This window comes from Chryseobacterium cheonjiense (assembly GCF_012927265.1).
GTDB lineage: Bacteria > Bacteroidota > Bacteroidia > Flavobacteriales > Weeksellaceae > Chryseobacterium > Chryseobacterium cheonjiense.
The window spans coordinates 504834-524042 of record NZ_JABBGF010000003.1; the positions used below are offsets into that span (position 1 = coordinate 504834).

Here is a 19209-nt window from a genome sequence, read left to right on the forward strand (position 1 = left end):
AGAATGTTGTTTCAGAAAATTTTAACCATATTATTCTTACATTTAGGTATAAATTTTTGAAATATGAAAGATTTATTCACAAAACGGTTTGCCTATTACAAAATGCTGGGAGACAAGTCGTTTGATCAGCTCTCCGAAGAGCAGGTTTTCTGGCAGTTTAACGAAGAAAGTAATTCAATTGCAGTTATTGTGAAACATATTGCAGGAAATATGCTTTCAAGATGGACAGATTTTTTAACGGAAGACGGAGAAAAATCCTGGCGTAACCGGGATGAAGAATTTGTTAATACTTTTCTCACCAAAGATGAGGTGCTGAACTATTGGGAAGCAGGCTGGAAGTGTCTTTTCGGGGCACTGGAGCAAATCAGTGATGAAAATTTACAGTCAACCATTTATATCAGAAACGAGCCGCATATGGTAATTGATGCGATTTTACGGCAGCTTGCTCATTATCCCTATCACATCGGGCAGATGGTCTATATCGCCAAAATGATGAAAAACGAAGACTGGAAAACGCTTTCCATTGCAAGAAACCGTTCGGAAGAATTTAATTCGGATATGAAAACAAAATTTACCGAAAATAATCCGCACCAAAATGCTTCACCAGTATGCTATCAAAACAGCCCGGAAGTAAGGGACGAATTCAAACAATAGACCGAATCGATTTATAGTTTGTATTAAATTGATTATCTTTGCACCCACAAAATTCAGGATCAATAAATGTCTCAATTTCACAAAACTGCCGCATTTCATACCTTAGGCTGCAAATTAAATTTTGCGGAAACATCTACCATTGCCCGTCAACTGACAGATGCAGGATACGAAAAGGTGAGCTTTGATGAAAAAGCGAATATTTATGTGATCAATACCTGTTCGGTTACGGAAAATGCCGATCGGGAATGTAAGCTTCATGTGAAAAGAGCGATGAAAGCTAATCCGGAAGGACTTGTGGTCATTGTTGGATGTTATGCACAGCTGAAGCCTGAAGAAATTTCACAGATTGAAGGAGTAGATCTTGTACTGGGAGCCAAAGAAAAGTTCAATATCCTGAGCTATCTTGATGATCTCGAAAAATCTGAAAAAGAAGGAATTGTTCATTCCTGCGAAATTGAAGAAACCGATTTTTTTATCGGAAGCTATTCTATCGGAGACAGAACCAGGGCTTTCCTCAAGGTTCAGGACGGCTGCGATTATAAATGCACCTACTGTACAATTCCTTTGGCAAGAGGGATTTCCCGCTCCGACACCATTGAAAATGTATTGAAAAATGCCAGGGAAATTTCCCAAAGAGATATCAAAGAAATTGTTTTAACCGGAGTGAATATCGGTGATTACGGAAAAGGAGAATTTGGGAACAAAAGACATGAGCATACGTTTTTAGATTTAATCTCAGAATTGGATCGGGTGGAAGGAATTGAAAGAATCCGCATCTCTTCCATTGAGCCTAATCTTTTGAAAGATGAAAGCATTGAGCTGGTTTCCAGAAGCCGAAGCTTTGTTCCGCATTTCCATATTCCGCTGCAGTCCGGAAGCGATGAGCTTCTGAAAAAAATGAAGCGCCGTTATCTTACCAAACTGTATAAAGACAGGGTTTCTAAAATCCGTGAAGTAATGCCTGACGCTGCAATCGGTGTCGATGTGATCGTAGGATTTCCTGGAGAAACGGAAGAATTGTTCATGGAAACGTATAATTTCCTGAATGAGCTTCCGATTACCTATCTCCATGTTTTCACCTATTCAGAACGAGAAAACACGGAGGCTGCCGCGATGGACGGCATCGTCCCGATTCCCGAAAGAAAAAGACGTAACAAAATGCTGAGAATTCTTTCCGAAAAGAAAAAGATGGCATTCTACCAAACCCAGCTCGGAAAAACGCTTCCTGTACTTTGGGAACACGAAAACAAAGACGGAAAAATGTTTGGCTTCACAGAAAATTATGTGAGGGTACAAAAAGATTTTGATGAAACATCTGTTAACCAGATTGAACTCTTAAACTTAGAAAAAATCCTGTCAGATGGCACGGTTTCTGTGCAATCTTCTTACGAAAGTTTTTTAGCTAAAGCATAGGCTTTCTGCTAAATTTCAACTACATTTAATATCTAACTTCAAATCTTACATTCATGAGAGATAAGTTTTTATCTTGGGGATTGGTATTGGTAATCGTTACCTGGGTTGTGGCATTACTCATCAGGGCACATTACTGGATACCTATTCTTTTGACGGCCATTTATGCATTAGGCGTCTATAATACCTATCAGACCAAACATGCGATTCTGAGAAACTTTCCGGTATTGGGGTATTTCAGGTATTTCTTTGAAAGCATTTCACCGGAAATGCAGCAGTATTTTATTGAAAGGGAAACAGACGGCAAGCCTTTTCCTAGAAATCAGCGTTCTGCAGTTTACCGAAGAGCCAAAAATTTAGGCGATACCGTTGCTTTCGGAACCCAGCTGGAAGTTAATCATCGAAAATATGAAGGCATCAAGCATTCCATTTATGCAAAGTCGCCTTCGGAAGAACTTCCGAGAGTTTGGGTAGGAGGTGAGCAGTGTACGCAGCCTTATCATGCTTCTTTGCTGAATATTTCAGCAATGAGTTTCGGATCTTTGAGTGACCGTGCCCAGCTTTCACTGAACAGAGGTGCCAAAAAAGGAAATTTTTACCATAATACGGGCGAAGGAGGGATTTCGCCTTATCATCTTGAAGGAGGTGATCTCTGCTGGCAAATCGGGACCGGATACTTCGGTTGCAGGAACGATGAAGGGAAATTTAATCCTGAACTGTTCGCAAAATATTCCAATCTTCCGAATGTGAAAATGATTGAAATTAAACTTTCTCAGGGAGCAAAGCCTGGACACGGCGGTGTTTTACCCGGGGTGAAAAATACTCCGGAGATTGCCAAAATTCGTCACGTCACACCGGGAATGACGATTATCTCTCCTCCATCCCATTCTTCATTTTCTGACGCAGCAGGATTATTAAAATTCGTACAGCAGCTTCGTGAACTTTCAGGAGGAAAGCCTGTTGGATTTAAACTGTGTATAGGTGATACAAAAGAGTTTGAGGACATCTGTGTTCAGATGAATGTATTAAAGATCTATCCTGATTTTATTACCGTGGATGGCGCAGAAGGAGGAACCGGAGCAGCACCACCGGAATTTTCAGACGGAGTAGGAATGCCACTGGAACCGGCCCTGATTTTCGTAAACAGAACACTGAAAACGTATAATCTGCGAAATAAGCTGCGCGTTATTGCCAGCGGAAAAGTTTTAACAAGCCTGGATATTCTGCGGGCGGTAGCTATGGGAGCGGATATGTGCAACAATGCAAGAGGTTTTATGTTCTCGCTGGGCTGTATTCAGGCATTAAGATGTAATTCTAACAACTGTCCTACGGGTGTTGCCACTCAGGATAAAATGCTGATTAAAGGACTGGATGTTACCGATAAAGCCGAAAGGGTGTATCATTTTCATAAAAATACGCTTCATACGTGTAATGAGCTTATTGCTGCAGCGGGACGAAGTTCTTATGAAGAAGTAGATGCAACAATGTTCATGCGCGGTGATGAGTTTGATCATCTTTCGGATCATTACTTCCCGGATATTTTAGGGAATGTAAAAACTCAGTCAAGAGTATAAATGGGTAATAAAAAAGCGCTTCTCAATGGGAAGCGCTTGATTTTTATTGTTCTAAAACCGGTCTCACGTTGGCTTTATAGATTTCAAAATTGAAAACAAAGCAATTGTTTTTGAGCGAAAATCCAGTGTAATTGTAATGCGCATCCCTTGCAAATGCAGCTCTTGAAGGTACAATAATTACACCCTGCAGATTGTAAGGATCACCATCATCTTTATTGGCATATCCTTTAAAATATTTTAAACCTTCCTGAAGACCTTCGATTTCATAATAGTTTCTCTGTTTTGCAGCATCGGTAGTAGCGTTGTCAAGAACGTTCTTTTTTACATAATAGTAAGGCGGATCCGTAGCTGGTGACCCAGAACCGTTAATGGTATTTAAAAGAGTTCCTGCGGCACCAAACGAAACATTTCCGTCACTTTCTGATGCAAGATAGTAGTTGGCTCTCATCATCAGCCTGATCTGTGTTGCGTTAGTTGCTGTGGGGTTAGTTTCAAGGGTTACTCCCGGAGATGGCTGTGCTCCGTTTCTTACAATGTAAATTACTCCTGAAGAAAGTTTTACAGGATTAAGCTCAGAAAGTTTCTTCTCATTGTCATCAGAGGCATCTGTTGAGCTGAACGCTTTTATATTTCCTTGCGCATCAAGATAATTATTTTCCATGAATTTCTGTATGGCCTGGTCGTCATAAGAATTTCTTACTGTTACGTCTTCAGGCTCCACAAAAGTTTCAACCTCATCATCCTTTTTACATGCAGAGAAACAGAGAGATCCTGCAAGGATATATAAAAATATTTTTTTCATTTCAAAAACTTTAATTACTTTACAAATAATATAACGGCAAAAGTATAAAAAATTATGAGAATAGATAAATTTTTATGGAGCATTCGTTTTTATAAGACCAGAACCATCGCTACGGAGGAAATTAAAAAGAACAGGGTTTCTATTGGTGAATCGGTGGTGAAGTCTTCTAAAGAGGTAAAAGAAGGAGATGTAATAAAGATCCGTAAAAATCAGATTGATTATAAAATAAAGGTAATCCAAATTCCTAAAAGCAGGATAGGAGCCAAACTGGTTCCGCTTCACATCAAGGATGTGACAGATAAAGAGCAGTACGAACTTCTGAAAATGCGCAAGATGTCCCAGGATTATTACCGAATCAAAGGGGAGGGAAGACCCACGAAAAAAGACAGAAGAGATATGGATGATTATGTGGAAAATGATATTTCTTCCGACTTTACCGATTGGGACGATTTTTTCGGGGAAAAGAATGACGACGGTTCCGAAGACAAAGAATGAATATAAAGCTCTAGAAATAGAGCTTTTCTATTATTTCTGTTACAATTTCTTCTGGCTCTCTGGAGTCTGTATTTACCTGGAACTGTGCCTTACCGTAAAAAGCATTTCTCTCAAATAAATGTTTGGCAATGAATTCCGGGAGGTCTTCATCTGAAATGTTTGCAATAAGCGGGCGTTTTTCTTTCTGTTTAGACAATCTTTCTATTAAGGTTCCGACCGAAGCTCTTAGAAAAATACTTTTTGAATTAGTGTTAATAATTTCCATATTATTGTAGTATGCAGGGGTGCCTCCGCCCAGGCTCAGAACGAGATTCTCCTCAGTGGCCAGAATTTCTTCCAGTGCCTCCCTTTCAAGCTTTCTAAAGTAGATTTCTCCCTTTTTTGCGAATATTTCCGGGATGGTTAATTTATTTCGCTTAGAAATCTCTTTATCGAGGTCAATAAGTCTAAAATTTAGTTTTTCGCTTAATATTTTGGAAATGTGAGATTTGCCACTTCCCATGTATCCGACCAGTGAAATTATCATGAATTTTTTTTAAACAAATTTGCAAAAAAGTTTTGAGAAATAAAAAAAAGCTATATCTTTGCACCACTTAAAACAAGGGACATTATTCAAATGAAAACTTGATAATAAAGTGGCCGACTCGGTAGCTCAGCTGGTAGAGCAATACACTTTTAATGTATGGGTCCTGGGTTCGAATCCCAGCCGGGTCACGAGCAAAAAATTACTGGATTTTTGTAATTTTATTTGCCTGTGTGGTGAAATTGGTAGACACGCCATCTTGAGGGGGTGGTTTCCTAAGGATGTGCTGGTTCGAGTCCAGTCGCAGGCACAATGCAGAAAATTGAAATAATTAATACTGAGAATAAAAATTTTATTTATATTTATCATTATTAATTGTGACCGACTCGGTAGCTCAGCTGGTAGAGCAATACACTTTTAATGTATGGGTCCTGGGTTCGAATCCCAGCCGGGTCACAAGTTTACTGAAAAGTAAATTTTTTTCATATTAATATTTTGTGATTTGGTGTTTCAAAGGCTTCCATCAGGAGGCCTTTGATTTTTTCTATTGAGTTTCTATTAATATTATTTAAATTAAAAAGCGTTACTTAAAAAGCAACGCTCATATTTGATATTAAAATTTAGCTTAAACCGTCATCTTAGCTCCATCAATCCAGGTGCATATTATCAATCAGTCGAATTCCGTCTACCACCACCACGATGAACGCCCTGAAATTTCTGTCTTTATAGAAAAAATCTGTTTCTTTTAACGTTTCTTCATCGGCAATCAGGAAATATTCAAGCTGCATTCCTCTCTGATGATCAAAAACATCCTGTACGCGCTGTTTGATTTCGTCAACCGTTAATACACGGAACCATTCATTTACTTTTTTAAGAGTTTCATAAATGATTTTGGAGGCTTCTCTACGGTCTTTTTCAAGCCTTTGATTCCTGGAACTTAAAGCAAGTCCGTTTTCTGCCCTGAAAATAGGAACGCCTTTGATTTTTATCGGAAGTTTTTTCTTTTCAGTCATTTTTCTGATAATGGCAAGCTGCTGAAAATCCTTTTCACCAAAATACGCATTGTCAGGCTTTACCTGTCTGAACAGTTCTTCTACCACTGTTCCAACTCCATCAAAATGTCCCGGTCGTGATTTTCCTTCCATTTCAGCTTCCAGTCCATCGAAATCATAATGCAGGCTTTCTGTCTTTTCAGGATAAATGTCAGTGACTTCCGGGATATAAACAGCGTCTACAAGTCCTGATTTTTCAAGAATTGAAATATCCCGGTTGATATCTCTCGGATATTTTTCCAGATCTTTCGGATTGTTGAATTGTGTTGGGTTAACAAAAATTGATGAAACCACTAGGTCATTCTCATTTCTTGCCATTTTATAGAGCGAAAGGTGCCCGTCGTGAAGGGCTCCCATGGTGGGTGCAAAACCTATTTTCTTCCCCATTTCTTTCTGTCTTTCAATGAAATCCTGAAGAATCTTCTTGCTTTTTAAAACTTCCATAGTTTATTTTAATAGTAATTCAAAAATACTAAAAATATCATATAGTTATTATACACTTACAGATGGTTTTCATAATTTCAGACAGCGAATTATCGTAAAAAAATGTTAATTAAACTAATGTTGAATGTTTTTTCGTAATTTTGCGCATTAAAGCATTTTTACAAAAATTAGATAGAAGTTTATGCCGAATCAAAAAATACTGTACATTACTACAGAGATGTATCCATATCAGGAAGATACAAATATGGCTGCAGTGGTAAACAAAATGGCACTTAAGATGCACAATGAAGGCAATGATGTAAGAGTTTTTATGCCAAGATTTGGACAAATAAGTGAAAGGAAATTCCAGCTTCATGAGGTAATTCGCCTGTCGGGAATGAATATCATTATTAATGATCTTGACCAGCCTCTTATTATTAAAGTAGCGTCTCTTCCGGGTGAAAGACTTCAGGTGTATTTTATCGACAATGAAGAGTATTTCAAAAGAAAACAATATTATTTTGATGATGAAGGAAATTCTTTCGACGATAATGATGAAAGAGCTATTTTCTTCGCCAGAGGCGTAATTGAGACAATTAAAAAACTGAATTGGGTTCCGGATGTTATTCATCTCAACGGATGGATGTCTTCTTTCGTTCCTATCTACCTTAAAACATACTACGAATCCGATACTTACTTCAAGGATGCTAAGATTGTTCTTTCATTATATAATGAAAAGGATGCGCCTTTAGCTTCAAATATCGACGAAAAGTTGAAATTTGATAATATTTCAGGTCTTAAAGCGTTAGATAATCCAAGTGTAAAAACTTTTGTTGCCGAAAGTATGGGCTATGTGGATATGGTCGTAAAAGGCGATGAATTTTTGGATGAAGACCTTGATAAGGCATTCAATGAAACATCAACCCCGAAATCGGAATATTTGGACGTGGATTCTATTAATCAACTTTATTAAAAAAAACACATTTTTAATGATTCATACTATTAAAAAGACAATCACCGCAATTTCTCTGGTGGTTTTTGGAAGTGCATTCCTTTACAACTGTGAGCCGGATGCAGATACTTTGGGAGAGCAGCTGTTTCTGGATGGTGCTGCGCAAGGTAAAGAGGAAGCTTTTCCTGTCATTGCATATAATATCAACAATCACGATACTATTCGTACAGATGCTTCAAAGCTTACATATGGTGTTTTGGGTGCTTTTAATGAAGGCCAATTCGGAATGCAGAAAGCATCTTACCTTACACAGGTTAAATTATCAACCTATGATCCTGACTTCGGTACCAATGCTGCGGTGGATTCTGTAGTTCTTGTAATCAAACCAAGATATGCTTCTGATTCTGTTACAACCAATACGGTAGATGACAACTACACTTACACTACAGCAGCAGATGGTGCTGTAAATGCTAAGAAAGTCGTAAATACATATCCCGCTCTAAAGTTCGGAAGAGCAAAAAAATCACTTACATTAAAAGTTCATCAGGTAGAAACATTCCTGAAATCTGCTTCTGATACTGTAAAGTCTAATCAGCCATATGATATTAGCAATGAATTGGGTTCAAAAGTATTTAATGGAAATGTAAGCTCTGTAGCCATTACAAAAGATGACGGTGGAGCTGCCTTATTTACTTCTTCAACACCGGGTATCAGAATTCCATTGGATAAGGATTTCTTTCAGACTAAGATTATCGCTAAAAAAGATCAGCCTGAGCTTCAGGATGTTTCTAACTTTATCAGATATTTTAAAGGTTTAAGGGTTTCTGTCGTGGAATCGGATGGATATCTTTTCCAGTTTTCTCCTAACGACATGGAGATGATCATGTATTATAAATATGATAAAACTGAAAACGGCACCACAACCAGACCGCAGACTTCTTACTCATTTGTATTAGGATCTGGTAATGCGCACATCGGTCAATATCAGTATGCTAGAGGTGGTTCTGCATCTGCATCTGCCGGCTATAATAATGTGAATGGTGATCCAAAACTTTTTGTTCAGGCGATGGGAGGAAATTCTATCGGAATTAAAATCCCTGAAACTACAATTACTAAACTTAAAGATAAAGTATCACAAGAAAAGGTAGGAATCATCAGTGCCAAAGTAAGAATTTATCTAGATCCTACGTGGAAAGACACAAAATATACAAAACCTACAGAATTTACTTTGTTGCGCAGATATGTTGATCCAAGTAAATCTGAACCAACTAAAATAAGAACGAATTTCACCAATGATTTGTTGAAATTATCAGCAGCTCCTGGGTATAGCATTGTTAAGGCATACGATATGGATAAAGAAAAACCATATTATGACTTTATTGTTACGCAATCTATAAAAGAAATGATAGAGCCTGAAGCGAAACCATCAACAGATAAAACCGAAACAAAATACTTTAAAATAGATTTAGGAAGGTTTGAAACTAATTCTGACGGAACAAGTCTTGCCGGATACAAATTTACATCTACTTCCTATAATACAGGCAGAGCAGTATTTATTGGAACAGAGGCAACAAATCCTAACCGAGTACAGCTTATGGTCACTTACGGTAAAAAATAAATTAAAACACACACTTAAGAACACTTAAACACTTGATATAATTATGTGCGGAATCGTTGGATACACAGGTTTTCAGGACGCTTACGATATAGTAATTAACGGTCTTAGAAGATTAGAATACAGAGGGTACGACAGTGCCGGGATCGTTTTGGAAGACGGAAACAATAAACTCGAAGTTGAAAAAACGAAAGGTAAAGTAGAGGATCTTGTAAATATTTCCAGTCAGCTGAAAGGAAAGGCTAAAATCGGGATGGGACATACCCGTTGGGCAACTCACGGAGTTCCTAGTGACAGAAATTCTCACCCTCATTTGTCTAATAACGGCAAGCTTGCTATTATTCATAACGGTATTATTGAAAATTATGATACCATTAAAACCATGCTTACCGGAAAAGGATTTACTTTCAAATCTGAAACAGATACCGAAGTTTTGGTAAATCTTATTCAGTATTTCATGGATCTTAATGCCGAAACTGATTTCCCTACTGCTGTAAGATACGCTTTAAATGAAGTATACGGAGCTTATGCAATTACTGTAATGCATGAAGATTATCCTGGAGTACTGGTTGTTGGAAGACTGGGGTCTCCATTAGCAATCGGTATTGGTGATAAAGAATATTTTATTGCTTCAGATGCTTCTCCTTTTGTAGAATTCACAAAAGAGGCTATCTATCTGGAAGAAGGGCATATGGCAACAATTTCACTGGAAAACGGAGTAGATATCAGAACCATTACCGAAAACTCTAAAATCGTACCGGAAATTCAGAAGCTTAAGCTAAGCCTTGAGCAGATTGAAAAAAGCGGATATGAGCATTTTATGCTGAAAGAAATCTTCGAACAGCCAAAATCTGTGCACGATACAATGAGAGGAAGACTTTTGGTAGACGAAGGTGTTATCAAAATGGCCGGAATCTGGGATCATATCGAAAAATTCAAAAATGCCAACAGAATCATCATTATTGCCTGTGGCACGTCTTGGCATGCAGGATTAATCGGGGAATATCTTATAGAAGAATATGCAAGAATTCCTGTTGAAGTAGAATATGCATCCGAATTCAGATACAGAAACCCAATTATCACCGATAAAGATGTTGTTATTGCAATTTCCCAATCCGGAGAAACTGCCGACACTATGGCTGCCCTCAAACTGGCAAAAGAAAGAGGTGCATTTATTTATGGTATCTGTAATGTTGTAGACTCATCTATTGCAAGAATTACCGATGCAGGATCATACACGCATGCAGGTCCGGAAATCGGCGTAGCTTCTACAAAGGCTTTCACAGCACAGCTTACGATTCTTTCTTTAATTGCCCTTAAATTAGGTAAACACAACGGAAATTTAGGAAATGCAGATTTCATGAGCTTAATCGCTGAGCTGGATGCTATTCCTAAAAAAATTGAAGATGTACTAAGCTCTACCCACGAATTGGTACAAAATATTGCTAAAGATTTCGTTCAGGCAACAAATTTCTTGTATCTGGGAAGAGGCTACAATTATCCGGCAGCATTGGAGGGAGCTTTAAAGCTTAAGGAAATTTCTTACATTCACGCAGAAGGATATCCTGCTGCTGAAATGAAGCATGGTCCTATCGCTTTGATCGACGAAAATATGCCTATTGTTATTATCGCTCCTAAAAAAGGACATTATGATAAAATCGTAAGCAACGTTCAGGAAATTAAGGCGAGAAAAGGAAAAGTAATCGCTGTTGTAAACCGTGGAGATACACAGGTAAGCGAAATGTCGGATTATGTTATTGAGATCCCTGAAACTTCAGAATGTTTCTCACCTATTATTGCATCTGTGCCTTTACAGCTGTTGGCATATTATATTGCAGTATACAGAGGAGCCAATGTTGACCAGCCGAGAAACCTTGCAAAATCTGTAACTGTGGAATAAAAAATACTTGTAAATAAAATAAATTTAGATTTCTTTCGTTATTTCAAAAAAAATCTTAAAAGTTTCTTAAAAAAATTATATATTTACGGCTTAATTATAAAAATTAACATGAAAAGGATATTTCTTTTATTATTGTCTGCGTCAGTAGCGTCGGTATCTTGTTCAGGTGGTGGTACTTCTTCTGTGGGGAAACCAGGAACAAAAGGAGAGTTGATACCAAGAGAAAAAACAAAATCATTTGTTGCAGAAAGACCATACGGCATGGTTGCAATTCCTGCAGGATCATTTGTTGCGGGGCTAACTGATCAGGACTTTACAAACAGTCCTGAAAAAGCTCAGGCAAAAACAGTTACTGTTTCTTCTTTCTTCATGGATGAAGCAGAAACTACAAATGCTGAGTATAGAGTGTTTATTAACTATGTAAGAGATTCTATCGCAAGAACCCTTCTTGCTGAAGCTGCCGGAGAAGGTGGTGAAGGTAAAGGAAGAGGTACAAGCATAGGAGATTATGCTTACCTTGCTCAAAAAGAAGAAAACTTAACACCATATCAGGAATATTTAGAAGCACAGGGAGGCGGAGACGAAAGTACTTTTGATCCTACCAAAAAAATCGACTGGAAAGTTCCATTGCATTGGAATACGTCTAAATATCCAGACGTAGAATATGCAGAAGTTCTTGAGTCGATGTATTTACCTGCTTCTTCAAGAGTTGGTAATGAAAGAATCCTTGATGTTAGTAAGCTTAAGTATACTTACAGATGGGGAGATATGGATGTTGCCATGGCCGAAAAAGAAAGAGGTGTAAACTACCTGAGAAGCGAAAGCATCGCCATCTATCCTGATACAACGGTTTGGGTAAAAGATTTCCATTTTGCTTATAACGAACCATTGTTCGAACAATATTTCTGGCACAAAGCTTACAAAGACTATCCTGTTGTTGGGGTTACCTGGGATCAGGCAAGAGCTTACTGTAACTTCAGATCTAAATTGAAATCTGATTATAACGAAAGTTTAAAAAGAAGAAAACAAAGACCATTGCAGTTCAGACTTCCAACGGAAATCGAATGGGAATATGCTGCAAGAGGCGGAATGCAAAATGCTACTTATCCTTGGGGAGGTCCTTACTTAATGGACGATAGAGGTTGCTACCTGGCCAACTTCAAACCTAAGAGAGGAGATTACATGGAAGACAACAAAAAAGGTACTTATACATATACTGCTCCGGTGAAGAAATTTAAAAAGAATGGTTATGGATTATATGATATGGCTGGAAACGTTTCTGAGTGGACATTATCTGCGTATAACAACTCTTCATACGGTTTCTCATCTACTTTAAACCCTTCTACAAAGAACCTGACTGATACTAAAAAATCAGTAAGAGGAGGTTCTTGGAAAGATGTAGGATACATGTTGATGAATGGTACAAGAGACTGGGAAAGAAAAGATTCTGCAAGAAGCTACATCGGTTTCAGAACCGTACAGGATATTCCGGAAGCTGCTGTTAAGCCAAGAAAAATTAACAGATAATTCTCAAACCATTTTATTTTTCAATAACAATTTTATTTAACACTAAAAAAAACTAACTTATATGTTTAAGACTAAAGATGCTTGGATGAATTTCTTCTATTCATTCGGTGCTGCAATTGTAATTCTTGGAGCTTGGCTTAAAATTACTCACATCAACATTGGACCTATTACAGGTAACGTTGCTCTTACCGTGGGACTTATTACAGAAGCGATTATCTTCATTATCTTCGCCTTCGACCCGCCAAAAACCGAAGAGTCTTATGCTTGGGAAAACGTATATCCGGAATTATTAGATAAACACGCAAATCCAAACCCTTTGCATTCTAATGTATCTTCTAAAAATACAATAGATCATTTTGCTGAACTTGAAAACTCTCTTTCAGGAAAATTAGATAAAATGCTTCAGGACGCTAAATTGGATGTTCAGTTATTCGAAAGATTAAGAACAGGAATCGATAAATTCTCAAGTTCTGTAGACCAGATCAACCAAACTGTAGACGTTTCTGCTTCTACTCATAAATATAATGATCAATTAAATAAGGCTGCTCAGCATATGGAAAGCATGAATGCTCTTTATGCAATGCAGCTGGAAAACGGACAAAGACAGTCTGATTTCGCTAAAAAATATGTGGAAGATATGCAGAAATCTGTTGAACACTCACAAAAATTCAATCAAGAATTACAAGGTTTAACATCTAATTTAAATAACTTAAACAGAGTTTATGGTGGTATGTTGACTGCTATGAAGTCTTAATTCCTTAAACCATTTCTAAAATTTAACTACTTAACTAAAACAAAAAGAAAAGAATGGCACAAGGAAAACAGACACCTCGTCAGAAGATGATCAACCTGATGTATTTGGTGTTCATCGCGATGATGGCTCTAAATATTGATGCGGAAATCATTAGATCATATTATGACTCTACAGTTGCTTTAAAAGATACCCGTTTATTAACAGAAAGAAAAAACGAAGATATCTTTGAAAAAACATTAGAGGCTAAAGCTCAGCAGGTACCGGATACCTATGCTCAACCTTGGCAGCAATATCTGCAATTGAAGCAGAAGATCAATGCATTGGTACAACATGCAGATCAGATCAAAGATAAACTTAAAAAAGAATCTGAGTTCGTAGAGAGAGATCCTAAAACAAAAAAATTAGTTGATGTAAGTGAAAACTTTTCAGCACTTAACAACAACGAAGCAACTACAACCTACTTCTTTAAAGATGGAGATGAAAACTCTGCATCAAAAGGAGCTAAGGAACTGAAGGCAAAGATTGATGATGTTAGAAACTATATCAATGCAACTTTCGGAGGAAACTCTCAGCTAAAAGACTTAATTGACAGAGCTAATAAATCATTGATCGCTGAATATCCTAAAGGACAGTCGCCAAACAATAAAACATGGCTTCAGAATAAATTCTATCATCAGCCTCTAATTGCAGCACTGTCTAATCTTGAGATTATTCAGAATGATGCAAGAAACGTACAGTCTGATGCATTAGCATTATTATTACAGGAAAAAGTGGATGCTAGTATCAAATTCTCAAGCTACGAAGCGATTGTTTCTGCGCCTGTAGACGTTGTTGCTGGTAAACCTGCTGAAGCAGTTGTAATGCTAGGAAATTACTCTACAAGTAACAAGATTGTTATGTCTGGAGTTGGCAGACAAGAAAACGGAAAAGGATACGCTACTTTAAATACGAGCGGAATCGGGGAACATACCTTAAGCGGTAACATTACCTTAACAGATGCGACCGGTAAAGCACAAAGCTTCCCGTTCACTCATACTTATAATGTAATTGCCGGTCCTCAGGAAGTAAAACTTCAGAAAGGATTACTGCTTTCAGCGGATAAGATGAATGTAATGTATAGAGGTCTTGATAACCCAGTTTCTGGATCAATTTTAGGTGCTGACAATGCTAAACTTTCTCTATCGGCTCCTGGAGCTGCTGTTAAGAGTACAGGACCAGGTAAGTGGAATGTAAAGCCAGGTGCTGGAAATGTATTAAAAATTACATTGTCTGGAACAGACCCTTACGGAAAATCAATTTCGCAGGTTTTTGAATATAGAATCAAAAATGTACCTCCACCACAAGGACAAATCAGAGGTAAAAATATTTTACCGATGCCAGCGGGATCAGTTGAGAACCAATCTCTTTCTGCTGTGATTCCTGACTTTGACTTCCCGGTATCTTTCAACGTGACTTCGTTCATGGTAAGAGTTCCTGGTAGAGCGGCTTTACAAATTCAGGGTAACTCATTACAGGCTGCTTCTGGATTATTTAGAAATCTAAGACCTGGGGATGGTGTTTATATCTTTGATATTAAAGCAACAGCTGTTGGTTTAGGAGATCAGAGAATTGGAAATATCTCACCAGTATTAATTAATATCCAATAAAATTAATAGAGTATTATGAAAAAATATATTAGCAGTTTTTTAGTAGTAGTTTCGGGATTTGCATTCTCCCAAACTATCCTGAACGCTTCTTCTCCTGAAGAATTCAGAAAATTGAGAGCTGAGAACAAAATGAAAGTTGGAGATACTGTTATCGACAAAAAAGTAAAACCTTTGGAATACGGGTTTGTTGATGATAAAGATATCCTTAAAAGCATGTTTGTTTGGGAGGTTATTGATATGAATGACAAAATCAATCAGCCTTTCTATTATAACAATCCGGACGGATTACTTTCCTCAGAGACAAAATCTTTGTATAAGCTTTTACTTGATGGTGCCATGAACGGTGACATTACTGAAGTTTATGACGATGAAAACTTTGTTACAAGACTTACTCCTCAACAAATTAAAGACAGATTGGTGAGTGTTCGTGTTGATGATGAAGCTGTAAACATTCTGAATAGTGGTCGTCAGTTGACCGAGCAGGAGAAAAAAGAACTTACTGACGTATATGAAACTACAACTGATAAAGTTAGGGTTTTGAAAGTATTCGGAATGTGGTTTATTGATAAGAGAGACGGGCAATTAAAGTACAGACCTTTAGGAATTGCTGCAATGGGACCAGATCCGCAGATGATTGGTAGAGTAGGCCCTGACGGACAACCTATTGAAGGTGCTAACGATCTTATTGACCTGTTCTGGGTATACTATCCAAATGCAAGAGAGATTTTAGCTAACAACTATGTTTATAACAGAAAAAATACCTCTGCAGATCTTTCTTTTGATGATTTGATCAATGCAAGAAGATTTTCTTCTGTAATTTTCAAATCTTCAACAGGTCTTGGTGATGGTGTTATCAAAGACTATATTCCAAGAGATGCTGATGAGCAGCTGGAAGAAAGCGACAGAATTAAATCGCAGATCCTTCAAATGGAAAATGATATGTGGAATTACTAAGATTTCACTTGATAATTATAGAAAACCTGAGTATTTTTACTCAGGTTTTTTTGTTATGGAAAATGTAGACTATATTATCGTGGGAGACGGCTATGCTGCGCTTTTCTTTGCCCATCAGGTTATTAAAAATAATAAATCATTCGTCCTGTATTCTGAGGGTAAACAAAGTGCTTCCCGTGTTTCTGCAGGTATTATCAATCCGGTAGTGTTGAAAAAATTCACCACATTCTGGAAAGCTCAGGAACAAATTGATTTCTTAAAAGAAACTTTAAGTGAAATTGAAAAATATACAGGGCAAAACTATTTAATTGACGCGCCTATTCACAGAATTTTCCATGATGAAAGCGAACAGCAGCTGTGGCTTAAAAAATCATCAAATAATGACCTGATAAATTTTTTAGACCAAAATTTCGCTCATTTAGAAGTGGTAAAAAACGATTTTAATTCAGGAAAGGTGAATCAGTCAGCCAGACTAGATGTTAATGGATTTTTTATCGGTTTATTCAGTTTTTTAGAAAATCATAAATATTTTATCAAAGAAAAATTTATTTATTCAGATCTTAATACTGCCGATCAGACCTATAAACATTTTAAGTTTAAAAATATTTTATTTTGTGAAGGAATCGGAGTGAAAGAAAATCCTTTCTTTTCGGATATTCCTGTTAATCCAAATAAAGGGCATCATATTAAGGTTAATCTTTCTCAGCCGTTACCGGAAAATATAACCATTAAGAAAAAGCATTTTCTTTTTCCGATTCATGAGAATACTTATTTCTACGGCGGCACTTATGACCGGGAGCAGTCTCATTATGAAGTAGATTCTTCAGCAGTAGATCAGCTCACGAAAGGATTAAAGGAATTTTATCCTTACGATTTCAACATTGAAGAAGTTAATTTCGGATTTAGGCCTACGGTAAGAGACAGACGTCCGATTATCGGGAAGCATAACGAACATCAATACATGTATGTTTTTAACGGGCTTGGTGCAAGAGGAATCCTTAATGGTTGTTATTTTTCAAAAAGTTTATACGATTATATCGAAAAAGGCATACCTCTTCATGAGGAGATTTCTCTTGAAAGATTTATTTCCAAATAATTTTAGTGCATAACGGTATAGAATTTTCTTATCTTGAATAAAAGATAAGCTATGGATGAAAATATTCTGGGAATTGTTGCAGGAATTCTGACATCAGTGTCTATGATTCCACAATTAATAAAAGTTTTGAAAGAGAAAAACGCAGAAGATCTTTCCTGGACCATGATTCTGGTTCTCATTTCCGGTCTTTCCCTTTGGGTATGGTACGGATTTATAAAAGATGAACTTCCGATAATTCTTTCTAATGCTTTTGCGGTTATGGTTAATATCGTTTTGCTTATCTGCTGTATAATCTACAAAAAGAAATAAAAGAAACACTTTTGCCATCGCAAAAGTGTTTCTTTTTATGTTTATCTAATTTCTGAATTAGTAAGACGCCATCTTCGTACTTGAGGTTGGTTTATCTTTTTTATGATGAAATAGGACGATATTGTATCCTTTTCTCATAAAAGTTACTTCTCCGCGTATATCAGAATATTGATAGTCTGCGTTTACTGCAGTGTAATCAGGCTGTTCGTCACTTTTTCTCATTTCATAGGTCTTCCCGTCAAGACGAATAATTACCGTATTTTGTGTTTCGTTAAGTGCAACTTCAAGTTTATCACCATAAGCATCCGTAAAGGTATTTTTTGTGATTTTGTCCTGATCTACAGTTTCCGTATCATTGAGATTCTGCATGTTAACTTCTTCCTCTTTACCCTGATGCTTACATGCAGTAAAAGTAAGAATGATAAAAAAAGCGCTAAGAAATATATTTTTCATACTATTTTGTTTTTATAAATTGTGGTGTTAAATATTTATAAATTTACGGATTTATTAAAGATAATATGTTAATTTTTTATAAAATATTACTGATAATACTTTGATAATAAATAACTCAAATTTTTTGTATTTTATTTTCTATCAATGAATAGAAAGGGATTTGTACAAACTGCTTTCAATAAAGAGGTTGCAATGCTACCCGATAAAATACTTTTGAATAATTCACTATAGCTGATTAACCTTTTTCATAATAGTTACTTGTAAAATGGCCAATATTAGCAAATTTGGCTTTATGAAAAATTAACATTTTAACCAAATTTTTAATGTTTCAACTTTAAGCAAATAGAATGCCATAACAATTAATAGTGCAAGTTTTATTTTTCAATTGTTTGAAAATTAGAATTTTAAATGCTTGTAAATATGAAAAAATACTAGATCTAAAGCCAATTCAGCTAATTTAAAGAAGTGTTAAATCTTGTTAACAGATCAGATAAATATCATATTTCTCTTGAAAGTTAATCAACCTAAAACTTACATTTGTGCATTGGAAATTATGAGAAATTATATCGTATATTTTTTGACAACACTTTTTCTGCTGTTTGTAGTAGAAAGCAAAATTAATGTCAGAACATTACGTAATGATTATACTCGTACCTCAGAGAATTTACCCAAAAAAGCCAACCGTTTAAACCAGACTTATGAAAAGCTGTCTATGCAGCAGACTTCCGATGATGTGAGCAATGCTTACTCATTAGAACTTGCAGAAGATAACTTTCAGCTGTCCGATACTTTTCAGACAATGGTGGTATTTGCCAGTGTTTTTACATTGGTTTATATTTTCGGTTTAAAGAGCTTCAAAAAATTAAAGCCTACCATTCACGGCTATTTATCAGAATTTTCTACTATTAAAAAATTCATTCTGATTCGTTCTATCAGAATTTAAAATCACATTCCCGAATACGTTTTTCTGCTGATTTATTATTGGCAGGAAATAATCTGCGTTGTGTTGCCGGTAATCATCACATCGCCGGGCTCCTTATTACCAATTTCCTATTTAAAACATTAACGAT

General features: G+C 36.6%; 18 protein-coding genes and 3 tRNA genes. 17 read left to right on the forward strand and 4 right to left on the reverse strand.

Features of this window, described 5'->3' with window-relative positions:
- The first annotated feature begins 63 nt into the window (after nt 1-63).
- The 3 genes from HHL20_RS17140 (at nt 64) to HHL20_RS17150 (ending at nt 3638) form a co-directional block, all read left to right on the forward strand.
- Complete coding sequence (locus HHL20_RS17140; RefSeq protein WP_169232391.1) at nt 64-654, forward strand: DUF1572 family protein; 591 nt, start codon at nt 64-66, stop codon at nt 652-654.
- Nucleotides 655-720: 66 nt separating this feature from the next.
- Complete coding sequence (mtaB, locus tag HHL20_RS17145; RefSeq protein ID WP_169232392.1) at nt 721-2067, forward strand: tRNA (N(6)-L-threonylcarbamoyladenosine(37)-C(2))-methylthiotransferase MtaB; 1347 nt, start codon at nt 721-723, stop codon at nt 2065-2067.
- Between the two features lie 53 nt (nt 2068-2120).
- Entirely contained in the window at nt 2121-3638 is a 1518-nt protein-coding gene (locus tag HHL20_RS17150; RefSeq protein WP_169232393.1) for an FMN-binding glutamate synthase family protein, read from the forward strand.
- Nucleotides 3639-3681: 43 nt separating this feature from the next.
- On the opposite strand, the gene HHL20_RS17155 is transcribed toward HHL20_RS17150, so the two are convergent.
- Entirely contained in the window at nt 3682-4440 is a 759-nt protein-coding gene (locus HHL20_RS17155; protein WP_169232394.1) for a hypothetical protein, read from the reverse strand.
- Nucleotides 4441-4494: 54 nt separating this feature from the next.
- Here HHL20_RS17155 and HHL20_RS17160 point away from each other — a divergent pair, with 54 nt between their 5' ends.
- Nucleotides 4495-4935, forward strand: a complete 441-nt coding sequence (locus tag HHL20_RS17160) for an RNA-binding S4 domain-containing protein (RefSeq protein ID WP_169232395.1) — start codon at nt 4495-4497, stop codon at nt 4933-4935.
- 10 nt (nt 4936-4945) lie between these two features.
- Here the strand turns inward: HHL20_RS17160 and HHL20_RS17165 are convergent, their stop codons facing one another.
- On the reverse strand, nt 4946-5461 hold the full coding sequence (locus HHL20_RS17165) for a shikimate kinase (RefSeq protein WP_169232396.1): 516 nt from the start codon (nt 5459-5461) through the stop codon (nt 4946-4948).
- Nucleotides 5462-5576: 115 nt separating this feature from the next.
- Here HHL20_RS17165 and HHL20_RS17170 point away from each other — a divergent pair.
- The 3 genes from HHL20_RS17170 (at nt 5577) to HHL20_RS17180 (ending at nt 5914) form a co-directional block, all read left to right on the forward strand.
- Nucleotides 5577-5649 (forward strand) — tRNA-Lys (locus tag HHL20_RS17170).
- 36 nt (nt 5650-5685) lie between these two features.
- Nucleotides 5686-5768 (forward strand) — tRNA-Leu (locus HHL20_RS17175).
- Nucleotides 5769-5841: 73 nt separating this feature from the next.
- A tRNA-Lys gene (locus HHL20_RS17180) sits at nt 5842-5914 on the forward strand.
- 191 nt (nt 5915-6105) lie between these two features.
- Here HHL20_RS17180 and panC read toward each other — a convergent pair.
- The gene (gene panC / locus HHL20_RS17185) at nt 6106-6954 is read right to left on the reverse strand and encodes a pantoate--beta-alanine ligase (RefSeq protein WP_169232397.1); all 849 of its coding nucleotides are present in this window, start codon (nt 6952-6954) and stop codon (nt 6106-6108) included.
- A gap of 181 nt (nt 6955-7135) precedes the next feature.
- Here panC and HHL20_RS17190 point away from each other — a divergent pair, with 181 nt between their 5' ends.
- The 9 genes from HHL20_RS17190 to HHL20_RS17230 all read left to right on the forward strand — a co-directional run bounded on the left by HHL20_RS17190 (nt 7136) and on the right by HHL20_RS17230 (nt 17686).
- A complete protein-coding gene (locus HHL20_RS17190) occupies nt 7136-7906 on the forward strand; it encodes a glycogen/starch synthase (RefSeq protein WP_169232398.1) in 771 nt (256 codons plus the stop codon).
- Between the two features lie 16 nt (nt 7907-7922).
- Entirely contained in the window at nt 7923-9503 is a 1581-nt protein-coding gene (locus HHL20_RS17195; RefSeq protein ID WP_169232399.1) for a DUF4270 family protein, read from the forward strand.
- Nucleotides 9504-9546: 43 nt separating this feature from the next.
- Nucleotides 9547-11400 carry a glutamine--fructose-6-phosphate transaminase (isomerizing) gene (gene glmS, locus HHL20_RS17200; RefSeq protein WP_169232400.1) on the forward strand — a complete coding sequence of 618 codons (1854 nt, stop codon included), beginning with the start codon at nt 9547-9549 and terminating at the stop codon, nt 11398-11400.
- A gap of 108 nt (nt 11401-11508) precedes the next feature.
- Complete coding sequence (gene porK / locus HHL20_RS17205; RefSeq protein ID WP_169232401.1) at nt 11509-12927, forward strand: T9SS ring complex lipoprotein PorK/GldK; 1419 nt, start codon at nt 11509-11511, stop codon at nt 12925-12927.
- Between the two features lie 61 nt (nt 12928-12988).
- Nucleotides 12989-13681: a type IX secretion system motor protein PorL/GldL gene (gene porL / locus HHL20_RS17210; protein WP_169232402.1), complete on the forward strand. Its 693-nt coding sequence runs from the start codon at nt 12989-12991 to the stop codon at nt 13679-13681.
- Between the two features lie 53 nt (nt 13682-13734).
- The gene (gene porM / locus HHL20_RS17215) at nt 13735-15327 is read left to right on the forward strand and encodes a type IX secretion system motor protein PorM/GldM (protein ID WP_169232403.1); all 1593 of its coding nucleotides are present in this window, start codon (nt 13735-13737) and stop codon (nt 15325-15327) included.
- 15 nt (nt 15328-15342) lie between these two features.
- Nucleotides 15343-16281: a type IX secretion system ring subunit PorN/GldN gene (gene porN / locus HHL20_RS17220; protein WP_169232404.1), complete on the forward strand. Its 939-nt coding sequence runs from the start codon at nt 15343-15345 to the stop codon at nt 16279-16281.
- A gap of 55 nt (nt 16282-16336) precedes the next feature.
- On the forward strand, nt 16337-17377 hold the full coding sequence (locus HHL20_RS17225) for an NAD(P)/FAD-dependent oxidoreductase (RefSeq protein WP_169232405.1): 1041 nt from the start codon (nt 16337-16339) through the stop codon (nt 17375-17377).
- 51 nt (nt 17378-17428) lie between these two features.
- A complete protein-coding gene (locus HHL20_RS17230) occupies nt 17429-17686 on the forward strand; it encodes a SemiSWEET transporter (protein ID WP_169232406.1) in 258 nt (85 codons plus the stop codon).
- 57 nt (nt 17687-17743) lie between these two features.
- Here the strand turns inward: HHL20_RS17230 and HHL20_RS17235 are convergent, their stop codons facing one another.
- Nucleotides 17744-18139: a hypothetical protein gene (locus HHL20_RS17235; RefSeq protein ID WP_169232407.1), complete on the reverse strand. Its 396-nt coding sequence runs from the start codon at nt 18137-18139 to the stop codon at nt 17744-17746.
- Nucleotides 18140-18692: 553 nt separating this feature from the next.
- Between HHL20_RS17235 and HHL20_RS17240 the strand changes: the two genes are divergently transcribed.
- Nucleotides 18693-19082: a hypothetical protein gene (locus HHL20_RS17240; protein WP_169232408.1), complete on the forward strand. Its 390-nt coding sequence runs from the start codon at nt 18693-18695 to the stop codon at nt 19080-19082.
- The last annotated feature ends 127 nt before the right edge of the window (nt 19083-19209 follow it).